The 19,565-nt window shown below is 73.8% G+C and carries 16 protein-coding genes; 11 read left to right on the top strand and 5 right to left on the bottom strand.

Annotated elements, in window-relative coordinates:
• The first annotated feature begins 60 nt into the window (after positions 1-60).
• From lpdA to ACFYVL_RS23125, 7 genes are all read left to right on the top strand, one after another.
• Complete coding sequence (lpdA, locus tag ACFYVL_RS23155) at positions 61-1,449, top strand: dihydrolipoyl dehydrogenase (RefSeq protein ID WP_389247735.1); 1,389 nt, start codon at positions 61-63, stop codon at positions 1,447-1,449.
• A 79-nt stretch (positions 1,450-1,528) separates the two neighbouring features.
• The gene (sucB, locus tag ACFYVL_RS23150; protein WP_389247733.1) at positions 1,529-3,298 is read left to right on the top strand and encodes a 2-oxoglutarate dehydrogenase, E2 component, dihydrolipoamide succinyltransferase; all 1,770 of its coding nucleotides are present in this window, start codon (positions 1,529-1,531) and stop codon (positions 3,296-3,298) included.
• Positions 3,299-3,530: 232 nt separating this feature from the next.
• Positions 3,531-3,935 carry a hypothetical protein gene (locus tag ACFYVL_RS23145; protein ID WP_389247731.1) on the top strand — a complete coding sequence of 135 codons (405 nt, stop codon included), beginning with the start codon at positions 3,531-3,533 and terminating at the stop codon, positions 3,933-3,935.
• Between the two features lie 5 nt (positions 3,936-3,940).
• The gene (locus tag ACFYVL_RS23140) at positions 3,941-4,900 is read left to right on the top strand and encodes a hypothetical protein (RefSeq protein WP_389247730.1); all 960 of its coding nucleotides are present in this window, start codon (positions 3,941-3,943) and stop codon (positions 4,898-4,900) included.
• Positions 4,901-5,008: 108 nt separating this feature from the next.
• On the top strand, positions 5,009-5,632 hold the full coding sequence (locus tag ACFYVL_RS23135; RefSeq protein WP_389247728.1) for a GntR family transcriptional regulator: 624 nt from the start codon (positions 5,009-5,011) through the stop codon (positions 5,630-5,632).
• Between the two features lie 293 nt (positions 5,633-5,925).
• Positions 5,926-8,595 (top strand): pyruvate dehydrogenase (acetyl-transferring), homodimeric type, encoded by a 2,670-nt coding sequence (gene aceE, locus ACFYVL_RS23130; protein WP_389247726.1) that lies wholly within the window; start codon positions 5,926-5,928, stop codon positions 8,593-8,595.
• 81 nt (positions 8,596-8,676) lie between these two features.
• Positions 8,677-9,672 carry a helix-turn-helix transcriptional regulator gene (locus ACFYVL_RS23125; RefSeq protein ID WP_389247724.1) on the top strand — a complete coding sequence of 332 codons (996 nt, stop codon included), beginning with the start codon at positions 8,677-8,679 and terminating at the stop codon, positions 9,670-9,672.
• On the opposite strand, the gene ACFYVL_RS23120 is transcribed toward ACFYVL_RS23125, so the two are convergent.
• On the bottom strand, positions 9,663-10,571 hold the full coding sequence (locus tag ACFYVL_RS23120) for an SDR family oxidoreductase (protein ID WP_389247722.1): 909 nt from the start codon (positions 10,569-10,571) through the stop codon (positions 9,663-9,665). The genes ACFYVL_RS23125 and ACFYVL_RS23120 overlap by 10 nt on opposite strands.
• Before the next feature lie 89 nt (positions 10,572-10,660).
• Positions 10,661-12,703: a hypothetical protein gene (locus tag ACFYVL_RS23115; protein WP_389247720.1), complete on the bottom strand. Its 2,043-nt coding sequence runs from the start codon at positions 12,701-12,703 to the stop codon at positions 10,661-10,663.
• A 205-nt stretch (positions 12,704-12,908) separates the two neighbouring features.
• On the opposite strand from ACFYVL_RS23115, the gene ACFYVL_RS23110 reads away from it, so the two are divergent.
• Positions 12,909-13,427 (top strand): DUF4240 domain-containing protein, encoded by a 519-nt coding sequence (locus tag ACFYVL_RS23110; RefSeq protein WP_389248213.1) that lies wholly within the window; start codon positions 12,909-12,911, stop codon positions 13,425-13,427.
• Between the two features lie 65 nt (positions 13,428-13,492).
• On the opposite strand, the gene ACFYVL_RS23105 is transcribed toward ACFYVL_RS23110, so the two are convergent.
• Positions 13,493-14,131: a TetR/AcrR family transcriptional regulator gene (locus ACFYVL_RS23105; protein WP_389247718.1), complete on the bottom strand. Its 639-nt coding sequence runs from the start codon at positions 14,129-14,131 to the stop codon at positions 13,493-13,495.
• Between the two features lie 135 nt (positions 14,132-14,266).
• Here ACFYVL_RS23105 and ACFYVL_RS23100 point away from each other — a divergent pair, with 135 nt between their 5' ends.
• Positions 14,267-15,043 (top strand): SDR family NAD(P)-dependent oxidoreductase, encoded by a 777-nt coding sequence (locus ACFYVL_RS23100; RefSeq protein ID WP_389247716.1) that lies wholly within the window; start codon positions 14,267-14,269, stop codon positions 15,041-15,043.
• A gap of 56 nt (positions 15,044-15,099) precedes the next feature.
• Here ACFYVL_RS23100 and ACFYVL_RS23095 read toward each other — a convergent pair whose 3' ends face one another.
• Both ACFYVL_RS23095 and ACFYVL_RS23090 read right to left on the bottom strand, forming a co-directional pair.
• The gene (locus tag ACFYVL_RS23095) at positions 15,100-16,215 is read right to left on the bottom strand and encodes a PP2C family protein-serine/threonine phosphatase (RefSeq protein ID WP_389247714.1); all 1,116 of its coding nucleotides are present in this window, start codon (positions 16,213-16,215) and stop codon (positions 15,100-15,102) included.
• A 110-nt stretch (positions 16,216-16,325) separates the two neighbouring features.
• Positions 16,326-16,844, bottom strand: coding sequence for a GNAT family N-acetyltransferase (locus ACFYVL_RS23090; RefSeq protein WP_389247712.1), 519 nt, complete (start codon positions 16,842-16,844; stop codon positions 16,326-16,328).
• Between the two features lie 55 nt (positions 16,845-16,899).
• On the opposite strand from ACFYVL_RS23090, the gene ACFYVL_RS23085 reads away from it, so the two are divergent.
• Both ACFYVL_RS23085 and ACFYVL_RS23080 read left to right on the top strand, forming a co-directional pair.
• Positions 16,900-17,796 carry a TIGR01777 family oxidoreductase gene (locus ACFYVL_RS23085; protein WP_389247710.1) on the top strand — a complete coding sequence of 299 codons (897 nt, stop codon included), beginning with the start codon at positions 16,900-16,902 and terminating at the stop codon, positions 17,794-17,796.
• A 246-nt stretch (positions 17,797-18,042) separates the two neighbouring features.
• Positions 18,043-19,443, top strand: coding sequence for an NAD(P)/FAD-dependent oxidoreductase (locus ACFYVL_RS23080; RefSeq protein WP_389247708.1), 1,401 nt, complete (start codon positions 18,043-18,045; stop codon positions 19,441-19,443).
• Positions 19,444-19,565: the final 122 nt, after the last annotated feature.

The following is a 19,565-nucleotide window of genomic DNA, read 5'->3' as shown; positions in this document are numbered from 1 at the left end:
ACCCCCGCCGACCGGTCAGGCGATGACCGGCGACCGGCGCACATGCATGGAGGACGTGACGTGGCGAACGACGCCAGCACCGTTTTCGACCTAGTGATCCTCGGCGGTGGCAGTGGCGGTTACGCCGCGGCGCTGCGCGGAGCCCAGCTGGGCCTCGACGTCGCACTGATCGAGAAGAACAAGCTGGGCGGCACCTGCCTGCACAACGGCTGCATCCCGACGAAGGCCCTGCTGCACGCGGGCGAGATCGCCGACCAGGCGCGCGAGTCCGCGCAGTTCGGCGTGAAGGCGACCTTCGAGGGCATCGACATCGCGGGCGTGCACAAGTACAAGGACGAGGTCATCTCGGGCCTGTACAAGGGCCTTCAGGGCCTGGTCGCCTCCCGCAAGGTGACGTACATCGAGGGTGAGGGCCGGCTGTCCTCCCCGACCTCCGTCGACGTGAACGGCCAGCGCGTCCAGGGCCGCCACGTGCTCCTGGCGACCGGCTCCGTGCCGAAGTCGCTGCCGGGCCTGGAGATCGACGGCAACCGCATCCTCTCCTCGGACCACGCGCTCGTGCTCGACCGCGTCCCGGAGTCGGCGATCATCCTGGGCGGCGGCGTCATCGGCGTCGAGTTCGCCTCGGCGTGGAAGTCCTTCGGCTCCGACATCACCGTCGTCGAGGGCCTCAAGCACCTCGTGCCGGTCGAGGACGAGAACAGCTCCAAGCTCCTGGAGCGCGCGTTCCGCAAGCGCGGCATCAAGTTCAACCTGGGCACCTTCTTCCAGAGCGCCGAGTACACCGAGAACGGTGTCAAGGTCACGCTGGCCGACGGCAAGACCTTCGAGGCGGAGGTGCTGCTGGTCGCAATCGGCCGCGGCCCGGTCTCGCAGGGCCTCGGTTACGAGGAGCAGGGCGTCGCCATGGACCGCGGCTACGTCCTGGTCGACGAGTACATGCGCACCAACGTCGAGACCATCTCCGCGGTCGGCGACCTCGTCCCGACCCTCCAGCTCGCGCACGTCGGCTTCGCCGAGGGCATCCTGGTGGCGGAGCGTCTCGCCGGTCTCAAGACCGTGCCGATCGACTACGACGGCGTCCCGAAGGTGACGTACTGCCACCCCGAGGTCGCCTCCGTGGGCATCACCGAGGCCAAGGCCAAGGAGATCTACGGTGCGGACAAGGTCGTCGCTCTGAAGTACAACCTGGCCGGCAACGGCAAGAGCAAGATCCTGAAGACCGCGGGCGAGATCAAGCTCGTCCAGGTCAAGGACGGTGCCGTGGTCGGCGTCCACATGGTCGGTGACCGGATGGGCGAGCAGGTCGGCGAAGCGCAGCTCATCTACAACTGGGAAGCGCTCCCGGCCGAGGTCGCGCAGCTCATCCACGCGCACCCGACGCAGAACGAGGCGCTCGGAGAGGCCCACCTGGCCCTCGCCGGCAAGCCGCTTCACTCCCACGACTAATACGGTCGGTTCACGACTTGACCGGTCAGTCCGCTGGGCGCGACGACCACCACATCTTCCGTTAGGAGCAACTGAAACCATGTCGGTTTCCGTAACCCTGCCGGCGCTCGGCGAGAGCGTCACCGAGGGCACCGTCACCCGCTGGCTCAAGGCCGAGGGCGAGCGCGTCGAGGCCGACGAGCCGTTGCTCGAGGTCTCGACCGACAAGGTCGACACCGAGATCCCGGCCCCGGCCGCGGGCATTCTGGCCTCCATCAAGGTCGCCGAGGACGAGACCGTCGAGATCGGCGCCGAGCTCGCGATCATCGACGACGGCACGGGCGGTGGCGAGGCCGCCGCCGCTCCGGCCGCCGCCGAGGCCCCGGCCGCTCCGGCCGCCGAGGCCGCCCCGGCTCCGGCCGAGGCCCCCGCCCAGGAGGCGCCGAAGCAGGAGGAGGCCCCCCAGGCCGCTCCCGCCGCCGGCTCCGCCGAGGGCACCGACGTCACCCTCCCGGCGCTCGGCGAGAGCGTCACCGAGGGCACCGTCACCCGCTGGCTGAAGGAGGTCGGCGAGGAGGTCTCCGAGGACGAGCCGCTCCTGGAGGTCTCCACCGACAAGGTCGACACCGAGATCCCGGCGCCCGTCTCCGGCGTTCTCCTGGAGATCGTCGTCGGCGAGGACGAGACCGCCGAGGTCGGCGCCAAGCTCGCCGTCATCGGTGCGAAGGGCGCCGCTCCGGCCGCCGCTCCGGCCGCTGCCGCTCCGGCCCCCGCCGCCGCTCCGGCCCCGGCTCCGGCCGCTCCGGCACCGGCTCCGGCCGCACCGGCCCAGCCCGCCCCGGCCGCTCCGGCTCCGGTGCAGGCAGCTCCGGCCGCCCCCGCTCCGGCTCCGGCCGCCCCCGCCGCCCCGGCACCGGCTCCGGCCGCGACCTCGTCGGACGACGGCGCGTACGTGACCCCGCTGGTCCGCAAGCTCGCCGCCGAGAACGGCGTCGACCTGGGCCAGGTCAAGGGCACGGGCGTCGGTGGCCGCATCCGCAAGCAGGATGTCGTCGCCGCCGCGGAGGCCGCCAAGGCCGCCGCCCCGGCTCCGGCCGCCGCCGCCGCGCCCGCCGCGTCGAAGGCCCCCCGCCTGGAGGTCTCCCCGCTGCGCGGCCAGACGGTCAAGATGACCCGCATGCGCAAGGTCATCGGCGACAACATGATGAAGGCGCTGCACGGCCAGGCGCAGCTCACCACGGTCGTCGAGGTGGACGTCACCAAGCTGATGAGGCTTCGTGCGGCCGCCAAGGACTCCTTCGCCGCCCGTGAGGGCGTCAAGCTGTCCCCGATGCCGTTCTTCGTCAAGGCCGCGGCCCAGGCGCTGAAGGCCTTCCCGGTCGTCAACGCCCGGATCAACGAGGACGAGGGCACGATCACCTACTTCGACACCGAGAACATCGGTATCGCGGTGGACTCCGAGAAGGGTCTGATGACCCCGGTCATCAAGGGGGCGGGCGACCTCAACCTCGCCGGCATCTCCAAGAAGACCGCGGAGCTCGCGGGCAAGGTCCGCGGGAACAAGATCACCCCGGACGAGCTGTCCGGCGCGACCTTCACGATCAGCAACACCGGCTCGCGCGGTGCGCTGTTCGACACGGTCATCGTGCCCCCGAACCAGGTCGGCATCCTGGGCATCGGTGCCACCGTCAAGCGTCCCGTGGTCATCAACCACCCGGACCTCGGCGAGACCATCGCGGTCCGCGACATGACGTACCTGGCCCTCTCCTACGACCACCGTCTGGTGGACGGCGCCGACGCGGCCCGTTACCTGACCGCGGTCAAGGCGATCCTGGAGGCCGGCGAGTTCGAGGTCGAGCTCGGCCTCTGATCCGTCGGCCCCTCGCGGGGCCGCGCGTCGGGACGAGGTCGAACTCGGCCCGCGAGCAGTGCCCGGGTGCGTTCCGTACGTACCCAACCTCTCCACCTCAGCGGCCCCTCCGGACATTTTCCGGAGGGGCCGCCGCGGGTTAGGGTCGTTCCCGGTCGTGAATCGGGCGCGTGTCCGGGCCCGGGTCCGGCCGTGAGTCGAGCGTGGATCCAGTCGTGGGAGGGAGCCGGCGATGCAGCCCGGCGGCAAGAGCGGGGGGCGGCGCGTCGCCCTGGCCCTGACGGGCGCCCTGGTCGTGGCCGGTGCGCTGTCGGGGGTCATGGCGGATTCCGCGACCGCCGAGGACGGCCCCGTCGCCTGGAGCAACGGGGCCGGCGGCGCCTCCTGGTGGGTGGCCGAGGGCGACCACCACGTGGTGCAGGACCTCGCGAAGGACGGCCACTCGGCGGTGGGCAGGCTGTACGTGCCCTACCGGAACAAGGTCTACAACAACTGGGTGACCGGCGGCCTGAACCACCGCGCCGACTTCAACTTCAACCTCGCCGAGGACTCCGTCCTCTCCTACCAGACCTGTGTCGGCGAGGCCGGGACCGGCGCGTTCAGCGCCTGCGGGCCCTGGGTGTACGGGAAGGCCTGAGCGGCTTGCGGTACCGCAGGGCGTCCCTCGTCGCCGCCGCCCTGGGCCTGCTGGCGGGCTGCACCGGCAGCGGCGGCCCCGATCCGGCGGCCGGGGCGGTCGCCGTGGGCCCCGTGGCGACGCCGTCCGGCCCCACCGCCACCGAGATGCCCTTCGCCGCCTTCGTGCCGGGCGACCGGGAGCTGGCGGCCGTGCAGCGCGCCGAGTCCGCGCTGCTCAACGCCTGCCTGGCCGAGTACGGTCTCACCGCCCGGATCACCGCCCACTCCGACGCCGCGCTGCTCGCCGACCTCCGGCGGGGCACGACGCTCCCCCGCACCCTGGCGGAGGCCGCCGCCCACGGCTTCCACAACGTGCCGCGGCCTGCCGACGGCGCCGCCCCCGCCGGGAGAGCGGCCGACGGGCCCGAACAGCGCGACCGTCTGCTGGTGCTCAACGGCCCCGACCCGCGCCCGGCACCCAGCGGCGCCCCCGCCGCGGGCCCCGACCGCGAGGTCAACGGCAGGGCCGTGCCGCGCGGCGGCTGCGCGGGGCGCACCGAGCGCACGCTGGCGAAGGGCAGCCCGGCCGAGCGGGCCGAGCACCCCGGCAACAGCGCGCTCAACACCCTGCTGAGGCTGCGCTCCGCGGCCTGGGCCGAGGGGGCGAAGGACCCGGCGTACGTCGCGATGACCGGCGCCTGGTCGGCCTGCATGCGCGAGGCGGGCTTCTCCTACGCCTCCTTCGACGCCGCCGCCGAGGACCCGGCCTGGACCCGTACCGCGAAGGCCGGGGCCAGGGAGCGGGCCGCGGCCACCACCGACCTCCGCTGCCGCACCCGGGTGAACTACCTGGGGGTCTCCGAAGCCGTCCATCTCGCCTACGAGAAGCGGGCGGTGCGGGACCACGGGGCCACCCTCACCTCGGTCAAGGCCCATTACGACGCGGTGGCCCGCAATGCGTCAAAGGTGTCCAAGGACTCCTAGTCGCGGGGCTCTGCGGCCGGTGCGCGACCCGTATCGTCATCCCCACACAGCCACAGTCGCCGCCGCCCTCCCGTCGCGAAGGTGCGTGCCCGCGTGAAGGAGCACCGCATGAACCCGCCCGTCGTCCACTCGCTGCGCGAGCAGATCCGCGAGCACATCGTGGAGGGGATCGTCAGCGGGCGCTGGAAGCCGGGCGAGCGGATCGTGGAGCGGCGGATCGCCACCGAGCTCCAGGTGAGCCAGACGCCGGTCCGTGAGGCGCTGCGCGAGCTGGAGACGCTGCGGCTGATCGAGTCGGCGCCCAACAAGGGCGTACGGGTGCGGAATCTGACCGCCGCCGATCTGGAGGAGAGCTACCCGGTGCGGGCGGGCCTGGAGCAGATCGCCGCCGAACTGGCCGCGGACGCGCTGGCCGAGGACGTGTCGGCGCTGGAGCCGCACGTGGTGGCGCTGTACGCGGCGGACCGGGCGGTGGACGGGACCGCGCAGGTGCGGCACACGGTGGGCTTCCACCGGGAGCTGGTGCGGGCGGCGGGCAACGGGGTGCTGCTGCACACCTGGGAGGGGCTGGGCATCGAGGTGTTCACGGCGCTGTCGATCCGGTGGCTGGGGACGGTGCAGAAGTCGTACGCGGAGGAGCACGAGGAACTGGTGGACGCCTTCAGGCGGCGCGATCCGCGGATCGGCGAACGGGTGAAGGCGCATGTGCTGGGGTGCGCGCCGCGGGCCTGAACGGCCGCTCTCCGGGGGATCCGTCGCGGAGGGAGACCTGAGCAACACCGATCCCGTATGACCGAATTGCACCCATTGCTGGTGACACTTCGTGCCCCTTTTCATGGCACGGAATGCCTATTTCGGTCCGCGGGAGAATTTTTTGCTCCCAAACTTTGATCGATCATCGATCAGTTGCTTACAGTCGACGGCGGACCTCATCCGGTCCGCATTTCCGGGTCCCGTCCTGCCAGACACAGACCCCCGCACCACTCTCTCCACCCCCACCCCCTCCTTTACCGGAAGGCGGCGTCATGAACGACTCCGTACGCAACCGTCCGAGCGAGCTCGACCAGCTCCCGGACCGCGACACCGAAGAGACCGCCGAATGGGCGGCCTCGCTCGACGCCGTCGCCAAGGCCGCCGGTTCGCACCGTGCCGAATACCTGATGCGCCGCACCCTCCACCACGCCGAGGCCGCCGGACTGGCGCTGCCCAAGCTGCTGGAGACGGACTACGTCAACACCATCCCGACCTCCTCCGAGCCCGCCTTCGACGGCGACCTGGAGATGGAGAGCCGGATCACCGCCTGGAACCGCTGGAACGCGGCGGCCATGGTGACCCGCGGCTCCCGCTTCGGCGTGGGCGGCCACATAGCGACCTTCGCGTCGGCCGCCTGGCTGTACGAGACGGGCTTCAACCACTTCTTCCGCGGCAAGGAGGGGGACGGCTCCGGCGACCAGCTCTACATCCAGGGCCACGCCTCCCCCGGCATCTACGCGCGCGCCTTCCTCGACGGCCGCCTCGACGAGCAGCAGCTCGACAACTTCCGCCAGGAGGCGGGCGGCAACGGCCTGCCCTCCTACCCGCACCCGCGCCGGCTGCCCTGGCTGTGGGAGTTCCCCACCGTCTCCATGGGCCTGGGCCCGCTGTCGGCGATCTACCAGGCGCGGTTCAACCGCTACCTGGAGAACCGCAACATCAAGGACACCTCGAACTCCCACGTGTGGGCGTTCCTCGGTGACGGCGAGATGGACGAGCCCGAGGCGACCGCGGCGCTCACGCTGGCCGCCCGCGAGGGTCTCGACAACCTGACCTTCGTCATCAACTGCAACCTGCAGCGCCTCGACGGCCCGGTCCGCGCCAACTTCCGCGTCGTGCAGGAGCTGGAGGGCGCCTTCCGCGGCGCCGGCTGGAACGTCGTCAAGTCGCTGTGGGGCTCCGCCTGGGACGAGCTGTTCCAGCTGGACACCACGGGCGCGCTGGTGCGCCGACTGCGGGCCGTCCCGGACGCCCAGTTCCAGACGTACGCCACCCGTGACGTCGCCTACATCCGCGAGCACTTCTTCGGCGCGGAGCCCGCGCTCAAGCAGCTCGCCGACGTCCTCACCGACGCGAAGATCGCCGAGTGCTTCCACACCTCGCGCGGCGGCCACGAGGCCCGCAAGGTGTACGCGGCGTACAAGGCGGCCGTCGAGCACAAGGGCCAGCCGACCGTGATCCTGGCCCAGACGGTCAAGGGCTACACGCTCGGCCCGACCTTCGAGTCGCGCAACGCCAACCACCAGATGAAGAAGCTCACCGGCAAGGAGTTCCGCGCGATGCGCGACCTGCTGGAGCTTCCGATCCCGGACGCGAAGCTGGACGACTCCCTCGTCCCGTACGGCCACCCGGGCGCCGACTCCCCCGAGGTCCGCTACCTCCAGGAGCGCCGCGCGGCCCTGGGCGGTCCCGCCCCGGCCCGCCGGGTGCACCCCGTCGCGCCGCTGCCCCAGCCGCAGGAGAAGTCCTTCGCCGCGCTGAAGAAGGGCTCCAAGCAGGGCATGGCCACCACCATGGCGTTCGTCCGCCTGGTGAAGGACCTGATGCGGGACAAGGAGACCGGCAGGCGCTGGGTGCCGATCGTCCCCGACGAGGCGCGCACCTTCGGCATGGAGGCGCTGTTCCCCTCCGCCGGCATCTACTCCCCGCTCGGCCAGACCTACGACCCGGTCGACCGCGACCAGCTGATGTACTACAAGGAGGCCAAGGACGGTCAGGTCCTCAACGAGGGCATCACCGAAGCCGGGGCCATGGCGGACTTCATCGCCGCGTCGACCGCGTACTCCACGCACGGCGAGACGATGATCCCGTTCTACATCTTCTACTCGATGTTCGGCTGGCAGCGGACCGGCGACCAGATGTGGCAGCTCGCCGACCAGCTCGGCAAGGGCTTCATCGTCGGCGCCACCGCCGGCCGCACCACGCTCACCGGTGAGGGCCTGCAGCACGCGGACGGCCACTCGCACCTGATCGCCTCCACCAACCCGGCGTCGCTCAACTACGACCCGGCGTTCGCCTACGAGGTCGCGGTGATCGTCCAGGACGGTCTGAAGCGGATGTACGGCGAGAAGCCGGAGGACGTCTTCTACTACCTCACCGTCTACAACGAGCCGATGCCGCAGCCCGCGATGCCCGAGGGCGTCGAGGAGGGCATCGTCCGCGGTCTCTACCGCTTCAAGGAGGCGGCCGACGTGCCCGCGAACGCGGCGCGCGCCCAGCTGCTCGCCTCCGGCACGGCGATCCACTGGGCCCTGGAGGCCCAGGAGCTGCTGGCCGCCGACTGGAACGTGCACGCCGACGTGTGGTCCGCCACCTCGTGGGGCGAGCTGCGCCGCGACGCGCTGGAGGCCGACGAGGCGCTCCTGCGCGGCGAGCAGCGCATCCCGTACGTGACGCAGGCCCTCGCGGACGCGCCCGGCCCGGTCGTCGCGGTCAGCGACTGGATGCGTCAGGTCCCCGACCAGATCAGCCAGTGGGTCGAGCAGGACTACACCTCACTGGGCACGGACGGCTTCGGTCTCTCCGACACCCGTGAGGCGGCCCGCCGCCACTTCGGCGTGGACGCCCAGTCGGTGGTCGTGGCGACCCTGGCGCAGCTGGCGAAGCGGGGCGGCGTTGCGGCCTCGCTGGTGAAGGACGCGCGGGAGAAGTACGGGCTGTAGGGCCCGGCGCCCGGACGGGGGCGGGGTGCGGACGGGTCCCTCGTGGGGACGCGCCCGCACCCCGCCCCCACAATGTTGCCCATGCGTGCTGCCCGCCTCATCAAGATGGTGCTCCTCCTCCAGTCCCGGCCGATGATGACCGCCGCCGAGCTGGCCCGGGAGCTGGAGGTCTCCGAGCGGACCGTCACCCGGGACGCCCAGGCGCTCTCCGAGGCGGGCGTGCCGGTGTACGCGGACCGGGGCAGGGCGGGCGGCTACCGGCTGATCGGCGGGTACCGGACCCGGCTGACGGGCCTGGCCCGCAGCGAGGCGGAGGCCCTGTTCCTGTCCGGACTGCCGGGCGCGCTGCGGGAGATGGGGCTTCAGGACGCGGCGTCGGCGGCCCGGCTGAAGGTGTCGGCCGCGCTGCTGCCCTCACTGCGGGACGCCTCCGCGAACGCCGCCCAGCGCTTCCACCTGGACGCCCCCGGCTGGTACCAGGAACCGCGGACGCCCCGGCTGCTGCCCGCGATGGCGGAGGCGGTGTGGGGCGACCGGGTGGCCGAGACCCGCTACGGCCGGCCCGACCGCGAGGTGGAACGCCGGCTGGAGCCCTACGGCCTCGTCCTCAAGGGCGGCATCTGGTACGTGTGCGCACGGGCACAGTCCGGTGACGTACGGGTCTACCGGCTGGACCGCTTCCAGGAGGTGACGGTCACCGGCGAACCCTTCGTACGGGACGAGGAGTTCGACCTCCCGGGCTTCTGGGCGGACCGGGCCGCAGGGTTCGCCCGGTCGCTGCTGCGCATGGAGGCGGTGCTGCGGCTGACCCCGGCGGGCGTCCGCCAACTCCCCCGGGTCACCGACCCGGCCGCCGCCCGGGAGGCGCTGGCCCGGGCGGCCGGACCGGACGCGCGGGAGCGGGTGACGCTGACGCTGCCGATGGAGTCGGTGGAGGTCGCGTACACCCAGCTGCTGGGCATGGGTGCGGAGGTGGAGGTGCTGTCCCCGCCCGAGCTGCGCGAAATGCTGGCGGGGACGGCACACCGGATGTCGGAGCTGTACGGGGCGCCCGACGGACCCGCGTCTCAGCGGTAGTCCTCCGCCGACACCTTCTCCCCCGCGGTGAACCTGCGCAGGAAGCCCCACGCGTCCGGCTGCGAGCCGTCCGCGTCGCGCACCCCGTACTCCTTGCCGAGCTGGGCGCTGGACAGCGACTGCCCGTTCCACCGGGCCCGCTCCGGGTCGGCGGCCAGGGCCGCGATGCCCCGGCCCACGAACACCGGGGACTCCGCGATGGCGAAGGCCGGGTCCTTGGCGACGGCGTCGCGCCAGTTCTCCTCGCTCACCCCGAAGTGGTCGAGCATCTGCTCGGAGCGGAGGAATCCGGGGGTGACGGAGACCGCGGTGCCGCCCACCGACTCCAGGTCGTGCGCGAGGTTGGAGGCCATCCGGATCGGTGCGTTCTTCGCGAGGTCGTAGTAGAAGTTCTCGCGGAACGCCCTGTTCGTCTCGGCCGTGCCGTCGGTGATCTCGACCACGAGGCCGCCCTCGTGGCGCACCAGCAGCGGAAGGGCGCAACTGCTGGTGACGATGTGGCTCCTGACGCCGAGTTCCAGCATCCTGAGGCCCTGGTCGAGTCCGGTCTCCCACATCTTCTTGCCGAACTCGACCAGGTGCTCGCCGCCCCAGATGTCGTTCACCAGGACGTCGAGCCTGCCCTGCTCGCGGTCGATGCGCGCGACCAGCGCGCGGACCTGGCCGGGCTCCAGGTGGTCGGTGGGGACGGCGATGCCCTCGCCGCCCGCCGCCGTGACCAGCTCTGCGCTCTCCTCGATGGTCTCCGTCGTACGGCCGACCTCGCTCGCCCGCTCGCGGGTGGTGCGGCCGGTCACGTACACCGTCGCGCCCCGCGCGCCGAACTGGACCGCGATGGCGCGCCCGGCGCCCCGGGTCGCGCCCGCCACCAGCACGATGCGGCCGGTCAGATCACCCATGGCGTACTCCTTCGTCTCGTCCCGCCGGACGCGTCCTCGTCCGGCACGACCGAGCATGCCCGCCAATCCAGACAGCTGCTGTCCGGATTTCAGTGGAGTCCCGCCAGCTCCGATCCGTCCGCCATCCGCGCCCGAAGTTCCGCCTTCACCCCCTTCGGGGCCCGGACCGCCAGGAACGGCCCGGAACCGGCGGCCTTCACGCCGCCGCTCGCCTGGATCCGGGTGACCTTCCTGCTGCCGGCCGCGAGCAGGTACCAGTCGCCCGACTTCGGTGCCCGCCAGGCAGCCCCGGCGACCACGTGCTGGCCGAAGCGGCTGCACGACGCGGTGTCGGTCGCCGTCGCGACCGGCACGCCGAGCGCGGTGGGCGCGGCGCCGGGCAGCTGGAGCTGGACCAGTACCCGGCCGGGGCCCCGCCAGGTGTCGGCGCGGGTGCACACCCAGTCGGCCCGGCCGGCCGCCTCGGGGAGGGTCTGCTGGGCGTACACCCAGTTGTTGACGGCCCGCACCCCGGCGCCGCGCATCGACGGCAGGTGGCAGGCGGTGTGCGCCCAGCTCTGCAGGGCGGTGGCGCTGGTCGCCTCGCGCGGCTGCCGGGCGGGCGCCCCGCTGCCCGGGGGCGGGGTGTAGGTGAGGTGCACGGGCGCCAGGTCGCCGAGGTCGGTGAGCAGGAAGGCGTGCTTCTCGACGATCAGTTCGGAGGAACGGAGCTGGAGCGCCGGCCAGGAGTCGCAGGTTCCGCTCGCTCCAGGGCGGGGCACCGGCGCCGTGACCCCGTCGGCGCGCACGTCGAGGTCCTTGCCCGGCAGGTTGGGCCTGAGCAGGTCGCGGGTGGTGGTCTCGTCGATCCAGGGCGCCAGCAGGAATCGCGAGCCGGGCCCCTCGCGGGTGACGACGAGGGCGGCGCCGGTGACCACGTCGGCGTCGTCGGTGCGCACGAAGTCCAGCGCCGGGGCCGCCTTCGCGTCGGCGCTCTCGGCGTAGCGGACGGTGCGGTCGCCGTCGTTCAGCAGGACGACCGCGGTGCCGTCCACGTCGCCCGCGTACAGCAGCCGGGGCGGCCGGGTGGGCGGCTCCGTGCCGGTGCCGGGCGTGCTGGTGATCCGTACCTCGCGGGCCGGCGAGGCCCACACCTGGAGGGCGCGGCCCAGCAGGGCGGTGTCGTCGAGCCGGTCGCCGCGGGCGGGCCAGACGGTGAAGTCGACGCGCGAGGTGTCGGCCCATTCGTCCCTGCCGGCCCGCACGAGATGCCCCGGGTCCAGGATCCGTTGGCTTATGGAGGCGTTGACGGTGCCGGTGGCCGCGACCCGCTCCGGGGAGGGGTCGGCGCCGCGCAGGACCAGCGGCAGGGCCGCGGCGGCCACCGCGGCCACCACGACGACCGCTCCCGCGGCCCTGGTGCGGTGCCTGCGGCGCAGCAGGTCGGTGGGGCGGGTGTGCACGAAGCAGGGGTCGAACTCGCCGGAGAGCAGCGGGTGCGGGGTCTCCCGGCCGTCCTCGTCCACCGGCGGCTCGCCCAGGGCCTGCCTGCCGAGCCGTTCGGCGGTGCGGACGGCGAGGGCGGGTTCGGTGGCGCCCGCCTCGGCGAGCAGGACGGCGGTCGCCCGCTCGTCCAGGCCCTCGGCCCGGCGCAGCGCGAGGGCGGCGCGGGTGGCGGCGTCGGCCCCGGACAGGGCCTGTTCCAGGGCGAGTTCGTCGGCGCCGCCCGCGGCGGGGAAGACCCTCAGCCCCCACACGGCGGGCAGCGGGTGGCGCAGCCGCTCGGGCCCCGGCCCCCGCTTCGGCCACCAGCCGGGGCGCCTGCCGTAGGCCATGGCGTCCCGCAGGACCCGGGCGCGCAGGGTGACGTAGGCGGCACCGGCGGGTCCGCCGGGGGGCGACGCGGGGGCGGTGCGCCGGCCGGGGATGTCCGTGCTCTTGCGGGTCCGGCGGGCCGGGAGGGCGCGCTGGACGATTCCGTGGGCCGCCAGGACCCGGCGGTGCCTGCCGAGGGCGGGTGCCAGGGTGATAAAGGCGAGCCTGACCAGGCGCGGATAGTGCTCGACGAGCGCCGCCTCGGCCTGTTCCACGCTGAGCGGGGACGGTGGGGTGCCGATCCCGCCGGGAGGCGTCGTACGGTCTTCGATGTCCATGGCGAGGGCAACCCCTTTGAGGGTGAGAGTGCGTGCTTCGCTTGCCCTTCAAACGAGTGAATCATGGGACGGTCACACGGGACCCACCCCGGAAGTGGGGCCTCCCGAACACCCGGCCGCACGGACGGGCGTGAGTAACGAGACGGCCGACATCCGTGCGCTCCGCGTGCGCGGCACCCGCTCAAGCCCGATGCTGTACCTCGTGATGGACGAGACGGAATTCTGGGAGATGGTCGACAGCACCCGCGTGGCCGCCGACGGCGACCCCGAGGACCACGCCGACCTGCTGGTCGAGCGGTTGCTCCAGTCGGACCCCGAGGCCGTGCTCGACTTCGCCAGACACTTCGAGGTGCGCTACAACCGCGCCTACCGCTGGGACTTGTGGGGGGCCGCGGCGGTCCTGCTGGGCGCGGCGAGCGACGACGCCTTCGACTACTTCCGCTGCTGGCTGATCGGACAGGGCCGGGAGGTCTTCGAGGGGGCGCTGCACGAGCCGGACGACCTGGCCGGACTGCTCGACGACTTCGACGACGAACTGGACGGCGACGGCGAGGAGCTGGGGTACGCGGCGGACGAGGCGTACGAACAGCTGACCGGGGCGGTGGCACCGGACCTGGGCGTCCCGGCCCAGCCCGCGGAGCCGGTCGGCACCCCGGTCGACCTGGACGACGAGGCGGTGCTGGCGGATCGCTACCCGCAGCTGTGGGAGCGCTTCGGCGACTGACCGCGCACGCGGCGATCCCGGTTCCGCGGCCGCTCGGGCACGCGGACACCCGGGCCCGGGTGCACTCAGGCCAGGCTCATGCCGCCCGTCAGTTCCCTGAGGCAGCGGGCGGCAAGTTCGGCGGGCGAGCCGGGGCCGTCGGTTCCCGCTTCGGTACGCGCCCACGCCTCCAGCGCCGTACGGATGGCCGCGGTGGCGGCGGCCGAGGCGAGCCGCACCTCCAGCGGGTCGGCGTCCGGCCCGGCGAGCGTGCCCAGGACGGGCGTCAGGCGCTCCTCCGACTCCTGGTTCACCCGGTACCAGACGGCCCGCAGCGCCGGGTCCTGCTCGGCCGCCCGCAGCAGTCCGCGGGTCCAGCCCAGCTGCTCGACGGCGTGCGCGTCGGGGGCGGCCAGCGCCTGGGCCACCGCCCGCTCCAGCGCGGTGAGCACCCCGGACCCCGGCTCGGCCGCGGCGAGCAGTCCGCGCCACTGGTCGCCGCCCGCGGCCAGCAGCGGGGCGACCGCGTCCTGCTTGCTGCGGAAGTAGCGGTAGAAGGTGCGCAGGGCGACCCCGGCGCGGTTGGCGATGGCCTCGGCGGTGGTGCCGTCCGGGCCGTGCTCCGCGAAGAGTTCCGCGGCGGCCCGCGCGATGTCGAGCTGGGTGGCGGCCTTGCGTCGCTCGGTGAGGGACGGCTGGGCGGCGGGGGATGGCTGGGTGCTCACCAGAGCAGGGTACGCCGGGGACCGGCAGATCTGCACGGGATGACGTAGTGGCAAATCGTGCCACTTGGGCGTAACGTGTTGCATGTGGGCCCCTTTCCGAGGCCCTCGCAGCAACCGGAACCTGGAGTGGAAGAAATGAAGCGTTACGAAGGCCGCCGCGTCCTGATCAGCGGTGCGGGTTCCGGCATCGGCCGGGCCACCGTGCACCGGGTGCTCGCCGAGGGCGGCCTGGTCGTCGCCGTCGACGTCAACGAGGCCGGTCTCAAGGAGACCGCCGAGCAGGCCGCCGCCGCTTCCGCCGAGGTGGCCGGGCGGCTGACCACCGCGGTGCTCGACATCTCCGACGAGGCCGCGGTGCGGGCCGGCGTGGCCGCCGCCGTGGAGACCCTCGGCGGTCTGGACGTCCTGGTGAACGCGGCCGGGATCCTGCGCTCGTCGCACACCCACGAGACCACGCTGGACTTCTTCAACAAGGTGCTCGCGGTCAACCTGACCGGCACCTTCCTGATGATCCGCGAGTCCCTGCCGTCGCTCCTGGCGGGCGAGCGGCCGGTCGTCGTCAACTTCTCGTCGACGTCGGCGTCGTTCGCCCACCCGTACATGTCGGCGTACGCGGCCAGCAAGGGCGGCATCCAGTCGATGACGCACGCCATCGCCGCCGAGTACGGCAAGCAGGGGCTGCGCGCGGTGTCCGTGGCGCCGGGCTCGATAGCCTCCGACATGACCAGCGGCAAGGGCCCCGGCCTGCCCGCGGACGCCGACATGACGCTCTTCGCGAAGCTGGCCCCGGCGCTCGGCCAGGGCTTCGCCGGGCCGGAGACGGTGGCCGGCGTGGTGGCCATGCTCGGCTCCGAGGACGGGGCGTTCATCACGGGCACGGAGATCCGGATCGACGGGGGCACGCACTACTGAGCCACGCGGGGGCGGGGCACGCCCCGCCGAGGGGCTCCCGGCACACCGGGGAGGGTTCAGGGGGCTTCCGGCTGGAGCAGCAGGAGCGCCACGTCGTCCCCGGTGCGCTCGCCGCGCCACCGGCCGCCCCCGCCGGTGAAGGAGACCAGGTCGGCCAGCACCGCCTCGGTCAGCTCCCCCGGTTCCGCCGCCTCCGCGGCCAGGCCCGGCAGCCTGCGGGCCAGCGGGTAGAAGTCGCCCGCCGCGTCGCGGGCCTCGGTGACGCCGTCGGTGTGGGCGAGCAGGCGGTCGCCGGGGCGCAGCGGCACCGAGGCGACCGCGGGCGCCCCCAGCTCCGCGAGGCCGAGCCCGAGCGGCGGGGCGTGGTCGAGGCGGATCTCGGCGGCCTGCCCGCCGCGCAGCAGCAGGGGCGGCGGGTGCCCGCAGCACACCACCCGTACGACCCGCTCGCCGGGCGGGAACTCCAGGAGCACGGCCGTCGCGAACAGTTCCGCGTGCTCGACGGCCGCCGAGTCGACGGTCAGGCGGCGGTCCATCCGCAGGGCGACCGCCGCGAGGTCCGCGTCGTCGAGCGCCGCCTCGCGGAAGGCGCCGAGCAGCGCCGAGACGGTCGACAGCGCGGACAGGTCGTGCCCCTTCACGTCGGCCACCACCGCGCGTACGCCCCAGGGCCCGGCGCGCACGTCGTACAGGTCGCCGCTCACCAGCGCACCGCGCAGGGCCGCCCGGTACAGCCCGGCGCAGCGCACCGTGCCGACGCGTTCGGCCAGTGGGGGCAGTACGGCGAGCTGGGCCGCCTCGGCCACCGCGTTGATGCCGACGAGCTGGGCGTCGCGGCGGCTGCGGATCCGGGCGAAGGCCACGCTCAGCAGCGAGGCGACGGTGAAGGAGAGCAGGGAGCCCGCGTCGGCCCGCGAGCCGGGGGTGAAGGGGTGCACCAGCAGGAGCACGGCCAGGCTCAGCAGGGCCGTGTTCAGCGGCCCGTAGACGACGGCGGCCAGCGGTGGCAGCACGGCCAGCAGATGGTCCAGCTCGACGGCGTCGCTGAACACGTCGGCCACCGCGAGGACCACCAGCAGTCCCAGCGGCAGGGCTCGCGCCCAGCGCGGCGCGGGCTCGCCGCGCAGCCACCCGGGGACCGCCTCGCCGCGGCGGGCTCGGACCGAGCTCATGGGACACGGGCTCCTCTGCGACCGCTGTTCCGGGCGTTCGGGACTTCTCCGGCGCACCTGCCTCGCGCCGGTTTGATCCACTATGCCGGTATTACGGTCCGGGTGCGCCGTCAGCCGTCGACCGGGCGCCCCATGAGCACGTCGTCCACGTACCGCCCGTCCAGGAAGAACTCGCCGGGCAGTACGCCCTCCACGGCGAACCCCTCCGAGGCGTACAACGCGCGCGCGGGCGCGTTGTGGCCGAGCACCCGGAGCGTGATCCGCCGGGCGCCGCGCCGGTCCGCCTCCGCGCGGGCGGCCCGCAGCAGCAGCCGGGCCACGCCCCGGCCCCGGGCGTGCTCGGCGACCGCGAGTCCGTTGATCTGCAGGACGTGCGCGTTGCTGGCGAGCGGGGTGGGGTGCACCAGCCGCACGTATCCGCACAGGGCGCCGCCCGCCGCGTCCTGGGCGACCAGTACGTCCTCGGGCCGGTGGTTGACGTCGAAGTACGCCTCGTACGGCGGCTCCGGCATCGGCGTCACCGCGTGCAGGGGCGACCAGGTGTCCCGGTCGAGCCGGCCGAGCGCCTCGTCGTCGGCGAGGACGGCGGGGCGTATCGAGGGGGCGGCGGGGCGCGCGGGATCGGACATGGCGCCACTGTGCCACGGCGCGCACGGATGCCCGGATCCGGGGCAGGATGACCCCATGCGCATCGCGGTCTCCGGCTCCACGGGCCTCATCGGTACGGCACTGACACACTCCCTGCGCGCGGACGGGCACGAGGTGGTCCGCCTCGTGCGGCGCCCGGCCAGGGCCGCGGACGAGGTGACGTGGGACCCACGGCGCAGTTACGTCGACACCGGCGGGCTGGCGGGGTGCGAGGCGGTGGTGCACCTGGCCGGGGCGGGCATCGGCGACCACCGCTGGACGGACGCCTACAAGCGGGAGCTGCGGGAGAGCAGGCTGCTGGGCACGTCCGCCCTCGCGGAGGCCGTCGCCTCGCTCGACGTGCCGCCGCGGGTGTTCGTCAGCGGTTCGGCGCTCGGCTTCTACGGGGACACCGGCGAGCGGAAGGTGGACGAGGGGGCGCCGCCCGGCGACGGGTTCCTGCCGTCGCTGTGCGTGGACTGGGAGGAGGCCGCGGCCCCGGCCGAGGAGGCGGGCATCCGCACGGTGTTCCCCCGCACGGGCCTGGTCGTGGCGCGCGGCGGCGGCGCCTGGGGCCGGCTCTTCCCGATCTTCCGGGCGGGCCTGGGCGGGCGGCTCGGGGACGGCAGGCAGTACTGGAGCTTCATCGCCCTGCACGACGAGGTGGCGGCCCTGCGGCACCTCGTCGACACCGAGTCGCTGTCCGGCCCGGTGAACCTGACCGCCCCGGAGCCGGTCACCAACCGGGAGGTGACCGCCGCCATGGGCCGGGTGCTCCACCGGCCCACCCTCTTCCCGGTACCGGAGGCCGCACTGCGGATCGCCCTGGGCGAACTGGCGGGGGACGTCCTGGGCAGCCAGCGGGTGGTGCCGCGGAAGCTGCTCGACTCGGGCTTCTCGTTCGCGTTCCCGACGATCGACGACGCGATCGGGGCGGCCCTCGGCGGCGAGTGACCGGCGCGCGGGCGGTGGCCGGGTGACGCGGGGGACGGGGCACGGGCTCCCCGGTGACGGCGTGCGACCGGCGCGCGGCCGGGCACGGGAACTCCTGTGCGACCGCCGTGCATCGGTGCACGGGAGGTGCGCGCCTGCCGGAGAGAGTGTGCGGACTTCTACGCTGCACCTCCGGCGCGGGTATCCCGCAGGGCTGTCGGGGCACAAGCCCCGCACCACAGCCGGGCAGACCTCGGGGAGGGGCACGTGCTCACCACAGCACACCATGCGGACGTCATCATCGTGGGGGCCGGGGTCGCCGGACTCTGCGCGGCCCACCAGCTCATCGACGCCGGTGTAACGGTCAGGGTCCTGGAGGCCGCCCCTTACGTCGGGGGGCGGATGTCCACCGAGCGGATCGACGGATTCCGGCTCGACCGGATCGGCCAGGTGCTCAGCACCGCGTATCCGGAGCTGTCCCGCACGCCCGGTCTGGAGGGCCTCGTCCTGCGTCCGTTCGCCCCGGGAGTACTGGTCCACAGCGAGGGCCGCCGCTACCGGGCGGGCGAGAACGGCGGGGTACGGAGCGCACGGGGCGCACTGACCGCGGCACGCGCCCTCGCGAGCGCCCCCCGCGGTGCGGCGGGACGCGCCGCCGCCCCCTCCCTCGTCCGTGCGTCGCCCCACCCCGGCGCCCCGGCCGCACCCGCTGCCGCGGCCCGGCCGCTGGGCGGCACCCTCGACCAGGCGCGGCTGACGGCCGCCCTGGCCCGGATCGCCGCCACCCCGGTCGAGCGTCTGCTGGCCCGGCCCGAACTGCCCGCGCTGGACGCCCTGTTCCGCCGCGGCCTGCCGCCCCGTACCGTCAACGCCTTCCTGCGGCCCCTGCTCTCCGCGCTCCTGTCCGACCCCGGCCTCACCACCTCCAGCCGGTGCGCCGACCTCGCCCTGCGCGGCTTCGCACGCGGCCGGCTCTGCCTGCCCGAGGGCGGGGCGGGGACCCTGCCGGAACTGCTGGCGGCGACGCTGCCGCCCGGCACGGTACGCACCGGGGTCCACGTCACCGGCGCGTCCATCTCCTCGGTGACCACCGAGGAGGACGGCCCGCTGGGCTGCCGTTCGCTGCTGGTGGCGACCGGGGCGCGGACCGCCGCCGAACTGCTGCCCGGCCTGCGGGTGCCGGACTTCCATCCCGTCACCGTGCTGCACCACACCGCAGACTCGGCGCCCCCGACCGGTTCCGCCCTGGTCCTGGACGCCGACCGGAGCGGCCCCGTCTCGCACACTGCCGTCGTCAGCGCGGTCGACCCCACGCGCGCACCCGACGGCAGGGTGCTGATCTCCTCCACGGTCCTGGGTACTCCCCCGCCCGGCCTGGACGACGGGGTCCGCTCCCACCTGGCCAGGCTCTACGGCACCCCGACCGACGACTGGCGGCTGCTGGCCGTGCACCACGACCCGGAGGCCGTCCCCGCGATGCCCGCCCCGCACGACGTGCGCCGCCCGGTGCGGCTGCTGTCGGGGCTGTACGTGTGCGGCGACCACCGCGAGACCAGCACCGTGCAGGGCGCCCTGCACTCGGGTCGCCGGGCAGCCCGGGAGATCCTGCACGACTTCGGGATCCGCCCCGGCTACGCGGCCGAGGAACTGCGCCAGGCCGCCGCCTAGGCCCGCCCGGCCGGGGGCGCCCCCCCGGGCCCCGGGGGGGGCCCCCCCCCCCCCCCGCGCCCCGAGCGTGGGCCCCGGGCGGCGCGGGGGCCCCCCGCTCGGCCCCGGCCCCGGGCGGGCGG

The sequence above is a fragment of the Streptomyces sp. NPDC004111 genome (assembly GCF_042874215.1).
GTDB lineage: Bacteria > Actinomycetota > Actinomycetes > Streptomycetales > Streptomycetaceae > Streptomyces.
The sequence above is the reverse complement of the archived record's forward strand: the minus strand, read 5'-3'. Positions and strand labels throughout refer to the sequence as shown.

Coding starts and splice junctions, on each gene's coding strand:
- ACFYVL_RS23085 (WP_389247710.1), top strand. CDS start 16,900: ATGCGCATCGCGGTCTCCGGCTCCACGGGCCTCATCGGTACGGCACTG.
- ACFYVL_RS23135 (WP_389247728.1), top strand. CDS start 5,009: ATGAACCCGCCCGTCGTCCACTCGCTGCGCGAGCAGATCCGCGAGCAC.
- ACFYVL_RS23090 (WP_389247712.1), bottom strand. CDS start 16,844: ATGTCCGATCCCGCGCGCCCCGCCGCCCCCTCGATACGCCCCGCCGTC.
- ACFYVL_RS23125 (WP_389247724.1), top strand. CDS start 8,677: ATGCGTGCTGCCCGCCTCATCAAGATGGTGCTCCTCCTCCAGTCCCGG.
- ACFYVL_RS23120 (WP_389247722.1), bottom strand. CDS start 10,571: ATGGGTGATCTGACCGGCCGCATCGTGCTGGTGGCGGGCGCGACCCGG.
- ACFYVL_RS23100 (WP_389247716.1), top strand. CDS start 14,267: ATGAAGCGTTACGAAGGCCGCCGCGTCCTGATCAGCGGTGCGGGTTCC.
- ACFYVL_RS23095 (WP_389247714.1), bottom strand. CDS start 16,215: ATGAGCTCGGTCCGAGCCCGCCGCGGCGAGGCGGTCCCCGGGTGGCTG.
- ACFYVL_RS23115 (WP_389247720.1), bottom strand. CDS start 12,703: ATGGACATCGAAGACCGTACGACGCCTCCCGGCGGGATCGGCACCCCA.
- ACFYVL_RS23145 (WP_389247731.1), top strand. CDS start 3,531: ATGCAGCCCGGCGGCAAGAGCGGGGGGCGGCGCGTCGCCCTGGCCCTG.
- sucB (WP_389247733.1), top strand. CDS start 1,529: ATGTCGGTTTCCGTAACCCTGCCGGCGCTCGGCGAGAGCGTCACCGAG.
- aceE (WP_389247726.1), top strand. CDS start 5,926: ATGAACGACTCCGTACGCAACCGTCCGAGCGAGCTCGACCAGCTCCCG.
- ACFYVL_RS23110 (WP_389248213.1), top strand. CDS start 12,909: ATGGACGAGACGGAATTCTGGGAGATGGTCGACAGCACCCGCGTGGCC.